This window comes from Streptomyces sp. NPDC058650 (assembly GCF_042717315.1).
In the GTDB taxonomy this organism is placed as follows: domain Bacteria; phylum Actinomycetota; class Actinomycetes; order Streptomycetales; family Streptomycetaceae; genus Streptomyces.
In genome coordinates, this window is record NZ_JBHXRL010000009.1 from 230,147 (window position 1) to 245,518 (window position 15,372).

The following is a 15,372-nucleotide window of genomic DNA, read 5'->3' on the forward strand; positions in this document are numbered from 1 at the left end:
CCCCGCCCGGACCCGGCGGCCCTCAGCGGGCCGTCGCGAATCCGCCGCGCCGGGGCACCGAGTCCAGGAGCAGCCGGGTGTACGGGTGCCGCGGGGTCTCCAGGACGCGCGAGGTCGAGCCGGCCTCCACGACCTGGCCGGACTTGAGGACCATCACCTCGTCCGCGATGTGCCGGACCACGGCCAGGTCGTGGGTGACGAACAGATAGCCGATGCCCGAGTCGCGGCGGATCGTGCCGAGGAGTTCGAGGATCTGCGCCTGGATCGACACGTCGAGCGCGGCGACGGCCTCGTCGAGGACGAGGACCCGGGGTTCCACGGCGAGGGCGCGGGCGATCGCCACGCGCTGCCGCTGCCCGCCGGAGAGTCCGCGGGGCAGCGCCGAGGCCTCGCGCGTGCCGAGACCGACCTGGTCCAGGAGCTCGGAGACCCGGGCGGCGCGGGCGGTTCCGTCGAGACCCGTGTGGAGGCGGAGGACCTCGTCCAGGCAGCCGGCGACGGAGATCCGGGGGTCGAGCGACAGGTACGGGTCCTGGAAGACCATCTGGATCTCACGGGCCCTGGCGAGCCGTTCCGCCCGGCCCCGGGGCCGCGCGGAACGGTCCCGGCCGTCCAGGCGGACGGTGCCGCCGTCCGGGCGCTCCAGACCGACGAGCATCCGGACGGTGGTGGTCTTGCCACTGCCGGACTCGCCGACGATCGCGAGGGAGGACCCGGGCGCCAGGGCGAAGGACACGTCGTCGACGGCGGTGTGGTCCCCGTACACCTTCCGCAGGCCGTCGACGACCAGGCCGGTCTCGACGACCGGGCCGTCCTTTGTCGACACGGTCACAGCATGATCCCTTCGTCGGCGCGGTGGCAGGCGGCGAGTCCGTCGCCGTACCGGGCGAGGACCGGCTTCTCCTGGGAGCAGCGCGGCACGGCGTGGGCGCAGCGCGGGGCGAAGGCGCAGCCCGGCGGCGTCTCGGCCAGGGAGACGGGCCGCCCCGGGATGGGCCGGGGCGCGGGGGCGCCCGGTTCGATGCTCGGCGTGCAGCCGAGCAGACCCGCCGTGTACGGGTGGCGGGGCCGGTCGAACAGCTCGTCGGTGCCCCGCGTCTCCACGATCCGGCCCGCGTACATCACGTACACGCGGTCGCAGACGGCGGCGGCCAGTTCGAGGTCGTGGGTGACGAAGAGCATGCCCGTGCCGCGCTCGGCCCGCAGGCGGGTCAGGATCCGGATGATCTCGGCCTGGGTCGTGACGTCCAGGGCGGTGGTCGGCTCGTCGGCGACGAGCAGCGCGGGCTCGGAGGCGAGCGCCGCGGCGATGACCACGCGCTGGAGCATGCCGCCGGAGAACTCGTGCGGCCGGCGGCGCAGGGCGCCCTTCGGGTCGCGGATGCCGACCGCTTCGAGCAGCTCCAGGGCCCGCGCGGTCGCCGCGGCGGGCGGGGTGCCGGCCGCGCGCAGTCCCTCGGTGAGGAAGTCGCCGACGCGGCGGAGCGGGTTCACGGAGGCCCGCGGGTCCTGGAAGACCATGGAGACCTGCCGGGCCCGCAGCGCGGCCAGCTCCGTGCGGTTCATGGCGAGCACGTCCCGGCCCGCGACCCGGACCTGGCCGGTGGTGCGCGCGCCCCCGGGCAGCAGCCCGAGGACGCTGCGGCAGGCCACCGACTTGCCGGAGCCGGACTCGCCGACCAGACCGACGCTCTCCCCGGCCTCGACCCGCAGGCTGACGCCGTCCAGGATCGGCCGTCCGGCGCGCCCCTCGGGGAGCCGGACGTCGAGCCCGTCGATCTCCAGGACCGGCGTGGTGCCGCTGTGTTCCTTCATGCCGTTCACCGCTCACGCTTCGCGATCCGGTCGGCGAGTCCCTCGCCGACGATGCCGAACGCCACCACGGCGAGCACGATGCACGCGGAGGGCGCGAGGGCGGGCAGCATCGCCCCCTGCTGGACGGCCGACTGACCTTCGTTGATCATGGCGCCCCAGTCGGCGGTCGGCGGCTGCACGCCGAAGCCGAGGTAGGAGAGCGCGGCCAGGTCCATGAGGGCGTACCCGAAGTTCATCGCGGACTGGGCGAACACCGTCGGGGCGATGTTCGGCAGCAGGTGGCGCAGGCAGACGGTCCAGCCGGACCAGCCCTGCACCCGGTACGCCTCGATGTACGGGCGGGCCTTCTCCTGGCGCGCGATGCCGCGCACCAGACGGCCCACGTACGGGGTGTACGCCACGGCCATGGCGATCACCGGCGCGGTCATCCCGGAGCCGACGACGGTCACGAGGAGGATCGCGAGGAGCAGTCCGGGGATCGCGAAGACCATGTCCATCGAGCGGGACAGGAGCGTGTCCGCCCAGCCGCCCCGCCAGGCCGCCACGACGCCGATCAGGGTGCCGAGGAGGGTGGAGACGGCGACGACGAGCAGCGGTCCGAGGAGCCCGGTGCGGGCGCCGTGGAGCAGCCGGGACAGGATGTCCCGCCCGGACTGGTCGGTGCCGAGGAGGTGGTCGGCGCCGGTCCCGACGAGGCTCGCCGTGAGGTCGACGGCCTCGGGGTCGTACGGGGCGAGGACGGGCGCGAGGAGGGCGACCAGGACGAGGGCGACGAGCACCGCGACCGAGACGGTGAAGAGGGGGCCCTGGCCGAGGGCGCGCAGCCGGCGCAGGCCGGGCCTGCGGTACGGCACCGCGGAGGTGGTGGTGGTCATGAGGAGCCTTCCCCGTGGAGCGACAGCCGGGGGTCGATGAGGGGCGCGAGCAGGTCGACGACGAGGTTCACGAGGACGAAGGCGGCGACGCTGAGCAGCGTGATCGCTTGCACGACCGCGAAGTCCTGGGCCGTCACCGACGACACGAGCAGGGAGCCGAGCCCGGGCACGTCGAAGGCGGTCTCGACGATCGAGGTGCTGATGAGGAGGCCGGCGAGCATCGTGCCGCCGACCGTGACGACCGGGCCGAGGGCGTTGCGCAGGACGTGCCGCCGGACCACGGTCCGGCCCGCGACGCCGCGTGCCCGGGAGACCTCGACGTGCTCCCGGCCGAGCTCGTCGAGCATCGCCGAGCGGGTGACCCGGGCGAGCAGCCCGGCGAAGGTCATCGCCAGGGCGAAGGCCGGCAGCGTCAGGTGGTAGAGCTGCTGCGAGAAGCCCACCGGCGTGCCGCCGGGGCCGGGGAACCAGCCCAGCTGCACGGAGAAGAGCGACACGAGCACGATGGCGCTCACGAAGGACGGGGTCGCGGTGGCGACACCGGTGCCGATGAGCACCGTCCGGTCCAGCGGGCCGGGGCGCAGCGCGGCGAGGATCCCGGACCCCACGCCGATCAGCGTGACGAGCAGCGCCGCGTACGCGACGAGCAGCGCCGTGCCGGGCAGCCGGGAGGCGATGAGGTCGGTGACGTCCTGGTGGAACTGGGCGGAGGTGCCGAAGTCGCCCGTGAGGACGCCGCCGAGCCACTTCGCGTACTGGACGGCCAGCGGGTCGTCCAGGTGGTACTGGGTGCGCAGGGCCGCCACGGCCTCGGGCGTCGCGGGGCGGCCGTGGAGCAGGAAGGTCACCGGGTCGCCGGGGGCCAGGTGGATGGCGCCGAAGACCACGAGCGAGGTCACGAACAGCACCGCCACCAGCCCGAGGAGCCGGCCGACGAGGTATCGGGTCATTACTTCGCGGCCCCGATCGTCGCGGCCCACGGGTAGTACAGCTGGGAGATGCCGGTGGGGGCACCGGTGATGCGCTTGCCGAGGAAGACGTTGTACGGCGCCTCGTAGACGGGGATGCTCGGCAGCTCGCGCAGGGCGATCTTCTGGAGCTCGGCGGTCTTCTCGGCGCGCTTGGCCGGGTCGGGCTCCGAGTTCGCGCGGTCGAAGGCGACGTCGTACTCGGCGTTCGACCAGTTGCCGTAGTTCCCGAAGTCCCCGGTGCGGAAGTACTGGTAGAACTCCAGCGGGTCGGGAGTGTTGTCGTACCCGTTGGTGATCACCAGGTCGAGGCCGGCGCGCGCGTCGGGGTCGACGAAGATGCTGCTGTACGCCTCGGGCGCGACGGACTTCAGCTTGACGTCGAGGCCGATCTGCCGCCCGGCGGCCTGTACGGCGGTGGCGACGATGCTGATCTCGGGGGCGAGGGTGCTGGTGACCAGGGTGAGGGTCCGGCCGGAGGCGCCGGCCTCCCGGACGAGCTTCTTCGCGGCCTCGACGTCGTAGACGGGCTCGGGCAGCGTGTCGTAGAGCTCGGCGGTCTTCTCCGGGGCGAGCGACCAGGCGCCGCGCGCGGCGGGCGCCTTCGCGGGGACGCCGACGCCGCCGGCCGCGGCCTTGACGATGTTCTTCCGGTCGAGCGCCATGGAGAGGGCCTGGCGGACCTTGAGGTTGCCGAGCGGGCCGTGCAGGTCGAGGACGGCGAGGTCGGCGGCGGCGGTGTTGGGGCCGAAGAGGAGCGTGCCCTTGCCGCTGGTGCGCAGCTGCTGGATCGAGGACGTGGGCACCATGTAGCCGCCGTCGGCGGTGCCGGAGAGCAAGGCGCTGGTGCGGGCCGCCGGGTCCTCGATGAACGTGAACTCGACGGACTCCGACTTGGGCGCGAGCTTCGGGTCCCAGTAGGCGGCGTTCTTCTTCAGGGTGATGCCCGAGCCCGCGTCCCAGGATTCGAGGGAGAAGGGGCCGGTGCAGTTCACGCCGCCCTTGGGCGTGCCGTAGTCCTTGCCGGCCTTGGCCAGGTAGGCGGCGCTCTCGATGGTGCCGGGGGAGGCGGCCATCAGCTCGTGCAGCAGGACGTCGGCCTTGCCGAGGCGGAGGGTCACCTCCAGCGGGCCGGTCTTCTCGATGGTGTCGACGTTCTTGAAGGCCGAACCCCACGGCGATCCGGTCGCCGGGTCCATCTGGCGCTTGAGGGAGGCCACGACGTCGTCGGCGGTCATGGTCGTGCCGTCGTGGAACTTCACCCCGGAGCGGAGGGTGTAGACCAGCGTGCGCGGATCGGGCTGCTCGTACTTGACCGCGAGACCGGGCTCGATCTTCATGTCGGGCGTGACGCGGAAGAGCTGCTCGCAGACGTTGGCGAGCACGGTGTTCGGCGGGTAGTCGTACGCCAGGGCGTAGTCGAGCGTGTACGGCTCGGCGTACAGGGACCAGGTGAACGAGTCCAGGGTGCCCTTCGCGGGGGGCGACATCGGGGTGACCTCGTAGCCGGGCCCGCCGCCGGGGGCGGCACCGGGCTTGGTGGCGCCGGAGCAGGCGGCGGTCGTGGCGGCGAGGGCGGCGGTACAGGTGAGGAGCGCGATGGTTCTCGACATGCGCATGCAGACCCACCCCTTTACGGGTGTAGTGACGGGCGCTGGGGGGATGGAGCGAGTATTAATGCGGGAACGTTCCCGCACAAGGTCCTGCGGGAACGGTTTTGCAAAGGTCAGGAGGGTGGCACCATCGCTCCATGACCTCTGGATCACGGCACGGCGGGCAGCCCTCTTCACCCACCCCGCGCGTCCGCCTCGTCGACGTCGCCCGCGAGGCGGGCCTGTCCAAGACGACCGTCTCGGCGGCTCTCAACGACACCGGAAGGCTCTCACCCGCCGTACGGGAGAAAGCCCGCGAGACCGCGCGCAGAATGGGTTATCGGCCCAATGTCACCGCGCGCCAACTACGCGCGGGACGAGCCAAGTTGATCGGATTCATGGTCGGCGAGACGGCCGACGTCACCTCGGTGTTCCTGGAGTCGCCGTACTTCGCCCGGCTGACCGGGGCCACGGCGGCGACCGCGCTGCGACGCGGCTACGCCATGGTCCTGCTGCCCACCGGATCCCTGCAGAACGAGTGGGCCGACCTGCCGCTCGACGCCGTGGTCGTGACCGATCCCGATGCCGACGACCGGATCGTCGACGACGTGCTCGCCGCCGGGATCCCCGTCTTCAGCGACCGCTCCGTGGAGGGGCGGCCCGGGGCGTACTGGGTGGACGTCGACACGAGCGCCGCCGTCCGCACCGCCCTGGACCACTTCCTGGAGCAGGGCGCCCGGAGGCCGGTCCTCGTCGTACCCGACAGCACCACCCGCTTCCACGCCGAGGTCTTCGCCGCCCACCGGGAGTGGTGCGCGGAGCACGGCCTGCCGGAGCGGGTCGTACGGGTCGGAGAGCCCGGCAACGGACCGGTGGTCCACGCCGTCGAGACCGCCCTGGCGGGAGGCCCGGCGGGCGAGGACGACGACCGGCCGGATGGCGGTGACAGGCCGGGCGGTGGTGACCGGTCTGACGGTGGTGACAGGCCGGGCGGTGGTGACCGGTCTGACGGTGGTGACAGGCCGGGCGGTGGTGACCGGTCTGACGGTGGTGACAGGCCGGGCGGTGGTGACCCGTCTGACGGTGGTGACCGGCCGGACGCCCTCCTCGTCGTGGCCGAGGCGAGCCCGCCCCTCGTCCTGGAGGCGGCGCGTCGCCACGGCTACGACGTACCCGGCGATCTGCTCCTCGTCTGTGTGAGCGAGGACGTCACGGCCGAGCACACCGAGCCGCCCGTGACCACCCTGAGCCTGCGGCCCGAGGCGATCGCGGAGGCGGGCATCGAACACCTGGTGAGGGTCCTGGAGCACGGTGACCGGGAACCGGCCGGGACACTCGTCCCGACCCGCCTCGACGTCCGCGCGTCCTCGGTGCGGCAGCACGACCAGTCCCGGCCGTCTCAGCTCGCGTGGACGAGCTTGCCGCCGACGTAGGTCCGCTCCACCCGGGCCCGGCCGATCTCCTCCGGCGGTGCCGTGAGGATGTCGCGGTCCAGGACCACGAGGTCGGCGAGGTTCCCGGCGCGCAGGCTGCCCGCGTCGTCGTGACCGTTCACATGGGCGGTGCCGGCGGTGTAGGCGGCCAGCGCGGTCGGGAGGTCCAGCCGCTGCTCGGGGTAGAACACCGGCGCGTCGGCGGACTCCGGGTCCCGGCGGTTCACGGCCACGTGGATGCCCGCGATCGGGTCGGGGCTGCTGACGGGCCAGTCGCTGCCGGCGGCGAGCGTGGCCCCGGCGCGGACCAGACTGCCGAAGGGGTACTGCCAGGCGGCACGCTCCGCGCCGAGGAACGGAATCGTCAGCTCGTCCATCTGCGGCTCGTGGGCCGCCCACAGCGGCTGGATGTTGGCGATGGCGCCGAGCGCGGCGAAGCGGGTCAGGTCGTCGGGGTGGACGACCTGGAGGTGGGCGAGGTGGTGACGGTTGCCGCGGCGCCCGTTGGCCTCCATGGCGGCCTCGATCGCGTCGAGGGCCTCCCGGACGGCCCGGTCGCCCAGGGCGTGGAAGTGGACCTGGAAGCCGAGGGCGTCGAGCTCGGTCACGTAGCCGCGCAGCGCGTCGGGGTCGACGAAGCTCAGCCCGGAGTTGGCGGTGGCACAGCCGCAGCCGTCCAGGTACGGGGTGGTCATCGCGGCGGTGAAGTTCTCCGCGACACCGTCCTGCATGATCTTGACGGACGTCGCACGGAACCGGCCGGCGTCCAGCTTCGCGCGCCGGGCCACCAGCTCGGGGATCTGCTCGGCGCCGCGCTCGCGGTCCCACCAGAGCGCGCCGGTCACGCGGGCGGTCAGCGTGCCGTCGAGCGCGGCGGTCAGGTAGGCGTCGGAGGGGTCGGGCTGCCCGTGGAACTCGCCGAGCATGGCGTCCTGCCAGCCGGTGACACCGAGGGAGTGCAGCAGCGACTGGGCGCGGTACAGGCCGGCGAGGCGGTCCGCGTACGACATCGGCGGCACCAGGTGGCCGACGAGGCCGGCCGCGCCCTCCTGGAGCATGCCGCTGGGGGTGCCGTCCGCCTCCCGCTCGATGCGGCCGTCGACGGGGTCGGGCGTCTCGGCGGTGATCCCCGCCAGCTCCAGCGCCCGCGTGTTCGCCCAGGCGCCGTGGTGGTCACGGTTCGACAGCAGGACCGGCCGGTCCGGGACGACCGAGTCGAGCAGCTGCCGGGTCGGCAGACCGCCTTCGAAGCTCTCCATCGACCAGCCGCCGCCGGAGATCCACTCACGGTCCGGGTTCGCGTCCGCGTAGGCACGGACCAGGCGCAGGTACTCGTCGACGCTGACGGTCCCCGACAGGTCGCACTGGGCCAGCTCCGCCCCGGCGAACACCGCGTGGACGTGCGCGTCCTGGAAGCCCGGGACCAGCAGCTTCCCCGTCAGGTCGACGACCTCGGTGTCCGGGCCGATCAGCTCGCGCACCTCGTCGTGGCCGACGGCGGCGATCCGCTCGCCGATGACGGCGAGCGAGGTCGCCCGGGTACGGGCCGGGTCCACCGTGAAGACGGGACCGCGGGTGAAGACCAGATCGGCCTTGGCCATGCGAATGCTCCAGAACATGAGGCGGCAGGTGGTTGGGCGCTATGGAAGCGGCAAGGCCGTTTACACGTCAATGGTGTTGACGTAAGGTCCCGGCCATGTCCGAACGCGTGGTCCCCGAAGGCAGCCGGCAGCGTCGCCGCCCCACCAAGCGGGGCGCCGTCCTCTCGGAGCAGCTGATCGTCGAGACGGCGCTCCGCCTCGTCGCCCAGCACGGCGCCGAAGCCCTGTCGGTACGGAGGCTGGGCGCCGCGCTCGGCGCCGACCCCAGCGCGCTCTACCGCTACTTCCGCAACACCGACGCGCTCCTCCTCGCGATCGCCGACGAGCTCATCGGCCGGGCACAGGACGGCTGGACGGCGACGGGCGACTGGCGGCAGGACCTCCGCTCGATGGGCCTGCGCATCCACGCCTGCTACCTCTCCCATCCGCAGGCCGCGGTCCTCGGCGCGTACCGCACGACCGGTCGCTCCCACGAGACCCGGGCCGTCGAGCGGATCCTCGGCATCCTCCGCTCCGGTGGCTTCCCCGACCCCCTCGCGGTGCGGATCTACCACGCCTTCGTCGACCAGGCCCTCGCCTTCGCCGCCCAGGACGCCGCCGCGGCGGCCCTGCCGACCGCCGCACGGGAGGGGGACCAGGAGGTCTGGCAGTCGGTGTACGGCAGACTGTCGTCCGACACCCATCCGAACATCGCCGCGACCTACCCGCTGCTCGCCGCCGACATGCGGGACAGCGGATACCCCTTCGCCCTGGAGCTGATGCTCAGCGCGGTGGCGGCGCTCCACCCCCAGGAGATCCCGCGTGCGTAGTGCCGCGTTCCCCGCCGCCCTCGCCGGTCTGCTGCTGCTCACGGCCTGCGGTACGGAGCGGGCGGGCGCCGGGTCATCGGCGCCGTCCGCCACGGCGGCGGGCTGCGCGGCCCGGCCGGGCGACGGCCCGCCCGAGGACGGGGTCACCATCACGGGCACGGGCGAGTCCGCCGTTCCCGGCGCCACCGCTGTCCCCGGCTCCACTGCCGTCCCCGGCGCCACCGCCGGACAGGCCCTGCCCTGCGCCGAGTACACGGTCACCAGCGCCGAGACCGAACCCTTCACGTACACGATCGCCTTCTCGTTCCTGACGGAGAGCGGCCAGGCGATGACGACCGTCAAGGAGACCGTCCCGGCCGTCGCCCCCGGCAAGACCGTCCGACGCACCGTCACCGCCGCGGACGTCCCCCCGGACGCGGCCGCCGGCGGACGGTTCAAGGTCCTCACGGTCCGGAGCGTCCCGACCGCCGAAGCACCCTCCGAGTCGGGCCCCTGCCCGCCCTCGGGCGTGCGCGTGTACGCCGACGACGGCGACGCCGCCATGGGGCTCCGGGTCGTCGGCCTCCACCTGGAGAACTGCGGGACCGCGCCCTACGCGCTGAACGGCTACCCCCGGATCGGGCTCGCCGACGAGGACCGCGCACCCGTCGACGGCGTGGAACTCCTCCAGGGCGGCGAGCGGATCGCCGGCGGGACCGGAATGGAGGGGCCCGCGCGGCCGCTCGTGCTGGCGCCCGGCGAGCGCGCGCACGCCGGCCTGGTCTGGCGCAACACCGTCGAGGCCGGCGAGCCCGTCAACGCCCCCTACGCCCGCGTGTGGGCCAGGCCCGGCGCCGCCCCGGTCATGGTCACGCCCGAACTCGACCTCGGCACGACGGGGAAGCTCGGCATCGGCCCCTGGAAGAAGGACGGCACGCGCTGAGAGCTCCGGGCGCCCGTCAGGGGTGGGAGAACACGCCGACCATGCGGGTGCCCGGATTGCTGCTCAGCCCGACGATCGCGCCGCCGTCGGCCCGGTTCGCCCGCGCGTGCGTCCCGGCGTACCCGTCGTCGGTGAGGAAGACCCCCAGGACCGCGATCCAGTCCTCGACGGCCCCCGTCGCCGGGTCGTAGACGGGCTCGGCACGCGGGACGACCCGCTCCTGGGCCACGTAACCGCCGTGCTCGACCGCGACGGACAGCGCCGCCCGCCACTCCGCGTCGGTGCTCTCCCAGCCGACGAACGTGTCCAGACCGCCGTATCCGGCTCCCGGCTTGAGGATGAGCTCCGCCCGCCGCTCCCGGCAGAGGTCCACGATCTCCGAGACCCCGGCGGGACCCGCGCCAGTCACCGTGCGGCTCCACGGCAGCAGCCGCTCCACCAGAGCCCGCTCGTCCGCGTCGAAGGCGGTGCTCCAGCGCGGGTCGGTGAGCAGCGAGAGCGCGCTCTTGTTCCCGTAGAAGCCGCTCTCCAGGGTGGTGAACAGCACGGTCCTGCCCGCCTCGTGGGCGCGGAAGAACGGCTCCGCCACCTCCGGGCCCGCCGGGTCCTCCAACAGCTGACCGGCCGCGAAGTTCCGCACGACCAGGTCGAGCGGAGTCCCGTCCAGGGTCAACTTGCCGTCGCCCCGGGTGCGTACGTCCCCGACCTCGCCGATCCGCAGGTCGAGACCGTGCGCGGCCATCGCCTCCTGCGTGGCGACCATCATCCGTCCGTACGCGGCGACGCCGCCGCGGCCCTCGATGAGCCCGACGACCGGCTCCCCGCCGCCCGACAGCGCGGGCTTCGCCCGCTCGCGCAGCACCGCCGCCATCCGGGCACCGATGTCGACGTGTCCGAGACCGTGCTTCCGCGCGAAAGCGTCGAACTCCGGTACGCCGAGCAGCCCTTGGTTGAACACGGCCAGTTCGAGCCCGCCCACCTCACTGCCGAGGTTGAACTCCAGGAGCTTGTACGAGGTGCCGTCGTGGTACGCGTCGGCGCGGCCCAGCCTGTCGGGAGCCCCGGAGCCGCCCCGGCGGAGCAGCGACACGAGCCGGGGGTCGATCCCGATGGCCGCCCCGTACCGCGCCATGTCACCGTCGAAGAGCCGCCGCGGCAGCGACACCAGAAGGTCGAAGAGGCCACCCAGGTCCCGCGCGAAGGCCTCCGTCTCCGCGGCGTCCACGAACCAGGGCCGGGGCAGCAGGTACGACCGCCAGGCCTTCTCGAAGCCCGGGGGGAACGCGGCCCGGGCGACGGCCTCGCCGAGGGCGCCGTCCCCGCTCAGGCACTCGGCCACGAATATCCGGCTCAGTTCGGTCATGTGTATCGCTCGCCTCAGGGAAGTGATCGGGTACCTGCTCCGAAAGGCGAGCAGATTACCGCGCCCGTCCGGCATGCGGACAGCTGCCGGGGCAGGTCGCCGGTCACCGGTTCCGGCGGCGCCCCGGCACCCCTGCTCAGTAGCCGACGCGGACCCCCGAGACCACATGGCGGTCCGTCAGGCCGCCGGTGGCGCCGCCGAATCCGACCAGGACGTTCTTCGGTAGCGACACCGCCACGTCGATGACCTGCACCCCGTCGACGAGGACGAGGAGACGCCCGGCCGCGGTCACGTTCACGTCGACCACGTGACTGCCCGTACGCAGCGCGGGGACGGCGGTCGAGGTCGCGGCGTACCGCAGGGTGGACGCCGAGCCGCTCGTGGCCACGCCGACGAAGTTCGACGACGGCTCGCCCGGGTTGCGGTAGGTGTCCAGGGCGACCGCCACCCCGGGCAGCCCGCTGTAGCCGAGTCCGCCGCCTCCGAAGCCCAGCGCCTTCGGCGTGGTCCGGGTCGCGTCGAGGAGCAGCAGGGCGAGCCCGTCGGCGCCGGTGCCGCCCGAGAGCGTCGCGGTGAACCGGGCCCGCAGCCGGGCCGACGGCACCGCCGTGGCCTGGATCGCCGAGCCCTTGACGTACGCCTGGGCGGGGTTGAGGACGAGGCTCGTGCCGGACAGGGCGGCGGCGCCGTTGTACGTCCAGCCGTTGGGCCCGGGCGGCGGCAGCGCGTACGACGGGGAGGTGATCGCCGCGCCGCGCACGGCGTGGATGTCGGTCAGGCCGCCCGTCCCGCCCGTGAAGGCGAGCAGGGCCGCCGGGGGCAGCGAGGCCACCGTCGTCCGCAGCCGCTGCGTTCCGTCGACGGAGACCGTGACCGTCTTGCCGGTCACCGCGACGGTGACCGTGTGGGTGCCCGCGCGCAGGTTCGGGACGCTCGACGTCGTCGCCGCGTACGTGAGGGCCGAGCCGCTGCCGCCGGTCGCGACACCGACGAAGTTGGCCGACGGATCCCCGGGGTTGCGGTACGTGTCGAAGGCGACGGCCACCCCCGGGAGCCCGGCGTAACCGAGGCCGCCGCCCACGCCGCCGAGCGCGGTCGGCGTCGTCCTGGCCGGGTCGAGGAGGGCGAAGGTGAGGCCGTCGGCCCCGGTGCCGCCGCCGATCACCGTGGTGAACGAGGCCTTGAGACCGTCGGTGAGCACGGGGACCGGCCACACCGCCGAACCCCGCTGGGACGCGCTCGCCTGCGTGAGCTGGAGGTCGTTGCCGGAGATCCCGGCAGCGCCGTTGAGCCGCCAGCCGCCCGCGCCCGGCGAGGGCACGGTGACCCCGGTGCCCGCCACCCCGGTACCGGTCAGCGTCTCGTTGCGCGGGCCCCGCCCGTCGTCCGAGGTCAGCTCGTACGCGGCCGTCACCGCCCCGATCGAGGTGGGCGAGAAGGTCACGGCCTGGTGGACCACGTCCTCGGGGCCGAGGACCTGGCCCTCGCTGATCGGGTTCGTGACGTGGAAGGGCGCCGCGGGCGGTTTCGCCTTGGTGATGGTGAGCGGGATGTTGCCGGTGTTGCTGATGTCGAAGGTCCTGGTGACCGACTGACCGACCTTCACCTCACCGAAGGCCGTCGAGGTGGGCGTGACCGTGAGCTCCGCACGCCCGGTCACCGCCGTACCGGTCACGGACACGGACGCCATGCCGTTCGCGCCGCCGACGGCGAGCGTTCCCGTGTGCTCACCGGCGGCGGTCGGGGCGTACGTCACCTGCACGGTGACGGACTGCCGGGGCTTCACGACCGTGCCGACGGACGGCGGGTCCGCCGCGCCGAAAGGAGCGCCCGGGACGGAGACCGCGGAGATCGTCTCGTCGGCCGTGCCCGTGTTCGTGAACGTCACGCCGAGCGACTTGCTCGACGTGGTCGGCACCGTGCCGAAGTCGAGCGCGCCCGGCGAGGCGAGGAGCCCGGGCCGGGTGCCGTATCCCGTGAGCCCGAGCGCGCTGTCGCCGAGGTCGGTGGCGAAGGTCAGCGCCGAGGTGTCCGGGCCGGGCGTCGTGGGGGAGAACGTCACCCGCGCGGTGTGGGTCTCGCCCGCCCGCAGCGTGCGCGGCAGCCCGGCCGAGGTCGCGGAGAACGGGCCGCCCGCCGGCGTGCTCACCCCGGTGAGCGTCACGTCCCGGGTCGCCGTGACCGTGGCCGTGACGCTCCCCGCCGAGCCGACCGCCACCTCGCCCGCGTCCACCGGCTCACCCGTCAGGGCGGTGTTCGCCGGGCGCCCGAACGCCAGCACGTGCCCGTCCCGCGTGCCCACATAGATCCGCCCGCCGTCGGTCGCGGGCACGGCGAACTTCGACGCCACCCCGATAGGCGCCGACCAGCGCAGCCGCAGCGCCCCGTTCACGGGCACCGCGTCGTACGCCCGCAGCTGCCCGTTGGCGCCGCTCGCCCCGTCCGACGCGACCGCCCACACGAGCGCCGACCCCGGATTCGTCCCCGTCGAGGTCACCACCGGAGAGCCCGAGGTGTAGCCGAAGCGCTGCGCGCTGCTGCCCGTGTTCGTCAGGCCCGGGAGACCCGAGCCGGTGAGCCCGTACGCGAAGGCCCGCAGCGGGCCGCCGCTGCCGATCGTGTAGACGTAACCGCCCTGCCCGCCGTACACCGCGGGATGCCCCCAGACACCCTCGTACGGACCGAAGGCGCCGAGCACCTTGTCGGTGCCGCCAGGACCCTGGCTCCGGCCGCCGAGGTCGTCCCGGTCGAGCAGGAACAGCCGCCCGTCCTTGCCGATCTGGACGAGCAGCCGCGGATGGCGGCTGGTGCCGAACACCGGGCCCGGCAGGGCCACCGGTCCGCCCGAGCCCAGGTCGGTGTCGTTCAGGTCGAGCTGGGAGGCGTTCGAGGGACTGAAGAAGTCCTGCGCCGACATCGTGCCGTCGCTGTTCACCCCGAGCCGGACCACGGACTCCGCGAGCTGACCCGGCGGCAGGCTGCCGGGGCCCGGCGCGGGCGAGACCCCGTTGCCCGTCGAGAAGAGGATCCGGCCCGGGCCGTCGGAGACGAGACCGCCACCGCTCATCCAGATCCCGGCCATGCCGTTGGCGGAGGAGTCCTCGGTGGCCCAGAGCGTCGTCCGGCGCGTCGAGGTGTTGACGCCCATCACGTACCCGACGTACGGCCCCCGGTCGCAGTGCGAGGCGAAGGACGCGTAGACGGAGCCGCCCATGAGGAGCAGCCCGGGCCGCTGCCCCGCCGTGTACGGGTTGAACGCCCGCCCCGGGTCGTTCACCGGCGCACCCGCCACCTTCACGGGCCAGCCCGCGCGCTCGGCGCCGGTCACCGGGTCCAGCGCGTGCACGTACCAGTTGGGGTGCTGGACGTCGGGCCCGTCGTTCACCTTGGAAGTCAGGTACACGGCGTTGCTCGCCGGGTCGTAGACCGGGGTGGCGGTCACCCCGATGTTCGGCACCAGGTCCCCGCAGCTGATCGCCGAGGCCGGCCAGGGGGCGCCGAGGTCCTTGGTCCAGCCGATCCCCCCGGTGGCCGCGTCGATCCCGTACACCTTGTTGTTCTCGGTGGCCGCGACGAGCGTGCGCCCCACGACCAGCGGCTGCGCGTACACCTGTCCGTCGACGGTGGTCGAGAACTGGAGGCCGAAGTCCGAGCTCGACACCTGGTCGGGCGCGAGACCGGGCTCGTCCCGGTCCCAGCCGGTCCGCAGGTCGTCGTGGGAGATCGTCGTCTGGTCGGCGGGGAGCGCACCGCGCACCGCCGGAGTCCAGGCACCGGCCGCACCCACCACCAGGCACATCGTCAGCAGTCGGGCGATCGCCCTGCGTCGGCCGGCCATCTCTCCCCCTTCACCTGGTCGAGCGGGCACGGAGACCGGGGCGCTCCGCCGGGGCCATCGTGAACCGGCCCTGACGGGGAACGGTCCGCCGCCCGTCCTCGCCCGGCGAGGTCCACCCGAACGGCCGCCGTTAGCGGCGCGTAAGCGGAACGCCAG

11 protein-coding genes are annotated in these 15,372 nt (G+C 73.5%); 3 read left to right on the plus strand and 8 right to left on the minus strand.

From position 1 onward, the window contains the following. Positions 1 to 22 precede the first annotated feature (22 nt). Genes ACFWWU_RS18865 through ACFWWU_RS18885 form a run of 5 tightly spaced genes read right to left on the minus strand, consistent with a single transcriptional unit; the run spans position 23 to position 5,277 of the window. On the minus strand, positions 23 to 832 hold the full coding sequence (locus ACFWWU_RS18865) for an ABC transporter ATP-binding protein (protein WP_384146485.1): 810 nt from the start codon (positions 830 to 832) through the stop codon (positions 23 to 25). Beyond that, positions 829 to 1,815, minus strand: coding sequence for an ABC transporter ATP-binding protein (locus ACFWWU_RS18870; RefSeq protein ID WP_384146488.1), 987 nt, complete (start codon positions 1,813 to 1,815; stop codon positions 829 to 831). Before ACFWWU_RS18870 ends, ACFWWU_RS18865 begins: the two co-directional genes overlap by 4 nt. Positions 1,816 to 1,820: 5 nt before the next feature. After that, positions 1,821 to 2,690: an ABC transporter permease gene (locus ACFWWU_RS18875; RefSeq protein ID WP_384146491.1), complete on the minus strand. Its 870-nt coding sequence runs from the start codon at positions 2,688 to 2,690 to the stop codon at positions 1,821 to 1,823. Next, the gene (locus ACFWWU_RS18880; RefSeq protein WP_384146494.1) at positions 2,687 to 3,640 is read right to left on the minus strand and encodes an ABC transporter permease; all 954 of its coding nucleotides are present in this window, start codon (positions 3,638 to 3,640) and stop codon (positions 2,687 to 2,689) included. The genes ACFWWU_RS18875 and ACFWWU_RS18880 overlap by 4 nt, the downstream gene beginning before the upstream one ends. Beyond that, the gene (locus ACFWWU_RS18885; RefSeq protein WP_384146497.1) at positions 3,640 to 5,277 is read right to left on the minus strand and encodes an ABC transporter substrate-binding protein; all 1,638 of its coding nucleotides are present in this window, start codon (positions 5,275 to 5,277) and stop codon (positions 3,640 to 3,642) included. The genes ACFWWU_RS18880 and ACFWWU_RS18885 overlap by 1 nt, the downstream gene beginning before the upstream one ends. Before the next feature lie 131 nt (positions 5,278 to 5,408). Between ACFWWU_RS18885 and ACFWWU_RS18890 the strand changes: the two genes are divergently transcribed. Next, positions 5,409 to 6,683 (plus strand): LacI family DNA-binding transcriptional regulator, encoded by a 1,275-nt coding sequence (locus ACFWWU_RS18890; RefSeq protein WP_384146501.1) that lies wholly within the window; start codon positions 5,409 to 5,411, stop codon positions 6,681 to 6,683. On the opposite strand, the gene ACFWWU_RS18895 is transcribed toward ACFWWU_RS18890, so the two are convergent. Continuing rightward, entirely contained in the window at positions 6,650 to 8,284 is a 1,635-nt protein-coding gene (locus tag ACFWWU_RS18895; protein WP_384146504.1) for an amidohydrolase, read from the minus strand. The two genes, ACFWWU_RS18890 and ACFWWU_RS18895, sit on opposite strands and share 34 nt — an antisense overlap. A 95-nt stretch (positions 8,285 to 8,379) precedes the next feature. Here ACFWWU_RS18895 and ACFWWU_RS18900 point away from each other — a divergent pair, with 95 nt between their 5' ends. Further along, positions 8,380 to 9,093, plus strand: a complete 714-nt coding sequence (locus ACFWWU_RS18900) for a TetR/AcrR family transcriptional regulator (protein ID WP_384146507.1) — start codon at positions 8,380 to 8,382, stop codon at positions 9,091 to 9,093. Further along, on the plus strand, positions 9,086 to 10,015 hold the full coding sequence (locus ACFWWU_RS18905) for a DUF4232 domain-containing protein (RefSeq protein ID WP_384146510.1): 930 nt from the start codon (positions 9,086 to 9,088) through the stop codon (positions 10,013 to 10,015). The genes ACFWWU_RS18900 and ACFWWU_RS18905 overlap by 8 nt, the downstream gene beginning before the upstream one ends. A 16-nt stretch (positions 10,016 to 10,031) precedes the next feature. On the opposite strand, the gene ACFWWU_RS18910 is transcribed toward ACFWWU_RS18905, so the two are convergent. Next, positions 10,032 to 11,378, minus strand: coding sequence for a hypothetical protein (locus tag ACFWWU_RS18910; RefSeq protein ID WP_384146513.1), 1,347 nt, complete (start codon positions 11,376 to 11,378; stop codon positions 10,032 to 10,034). Between the two features lie 136 nt (positions 11,379 to 11,514). Further along, positions 11,515 to 15,216 carry a choice-of-anchor D domain-containing protein gene (locus tag ACFWWU_RS18915; protein ID WP_384146516.1) on the minus strand — a complete coding sequence of 1,234 codons (3,702 nt, stop codon included), beginning with the start codon at positions 15,214 to 15,216 and terminating at the stop codon, positions 11,515 to 11,517. Positions 15,217 to 15,372 lie beyond the last annotated feature (156 nt).

What these genes read in the sequence shown, in the direction of transcription:
- ACFWWU_RS18870 (WP_384146488.1), bottom strand. Translation starts at nt 1,815, where the DNA reads ATGAAGGAACACAGCGGCACCACGCCGGTCCTGGAGATCGACGGGCTC.
- ACFWWU_RS18890 (WP_384146501.1), top strand. Translation starts at nt 5,409, where the DNA reads ATGACCTCTGGATCACGGCACGGCGGGCAGCCCTCTTCACCCACCCCG.
- ACFWWU_RS18915 (WP_384146516.1), bottom strand. Translation starts at nt 15,216, where the DNA reads ATGGCCGGCCGACGCAGGGCGATCGCCCGACTGCTGACGATGTGCCTG.
- ACFWWU_RS18895 (WP_384146504.1), bottom strand. Translation starts at nt 8,284, where the DNA reads ATGGCCAAGGCCGATCTGGTCTTCACCCGCGGTCCCGTCTTCACGGTG.
- ACFWWU_RS18875 (WP_384146491.1), bottom strand. Translation starts at nt 2,690, where the DNA reads ATGACCACCACCACCTCCGCGGTGCCGTACCGCAGGCCCGGCCTGCGC.
- ACFWWU_RS18900 (WP_384146507.1), top strand. Translation starts at nt 8,380, where the DNA reads ATGTCCGAACGCGTGGTCCCCGAAGGCAGCCGGCAGCGTCGCCGCCCC.
- ACFWWU_RS18880 (WP_384146494.1), bottom strand. Translation starts at nt 3,640, where the DNA reads ATGACCCGATACCTCGTCGGCCGGCTCCTCGGGCTGGTGGCGGTGCTG.
- ACFWWU_RS18885 (WP_384146497.1), bottom strand. Translation starts at nt 5,277, where the DNA reads ATGCGCATGTCGAGAACCATCGCGCTCCTCACCTGTACCGCCGCCCTC.
- ACFWWU_RS18910 (WP_384146513.1), bottom strand. Translation starts at nt 11,378, where the DNA reads ATGACCGAACTGAGCCGGATATTCGTGGCCGAGTGCCTGAGCGGGGAC.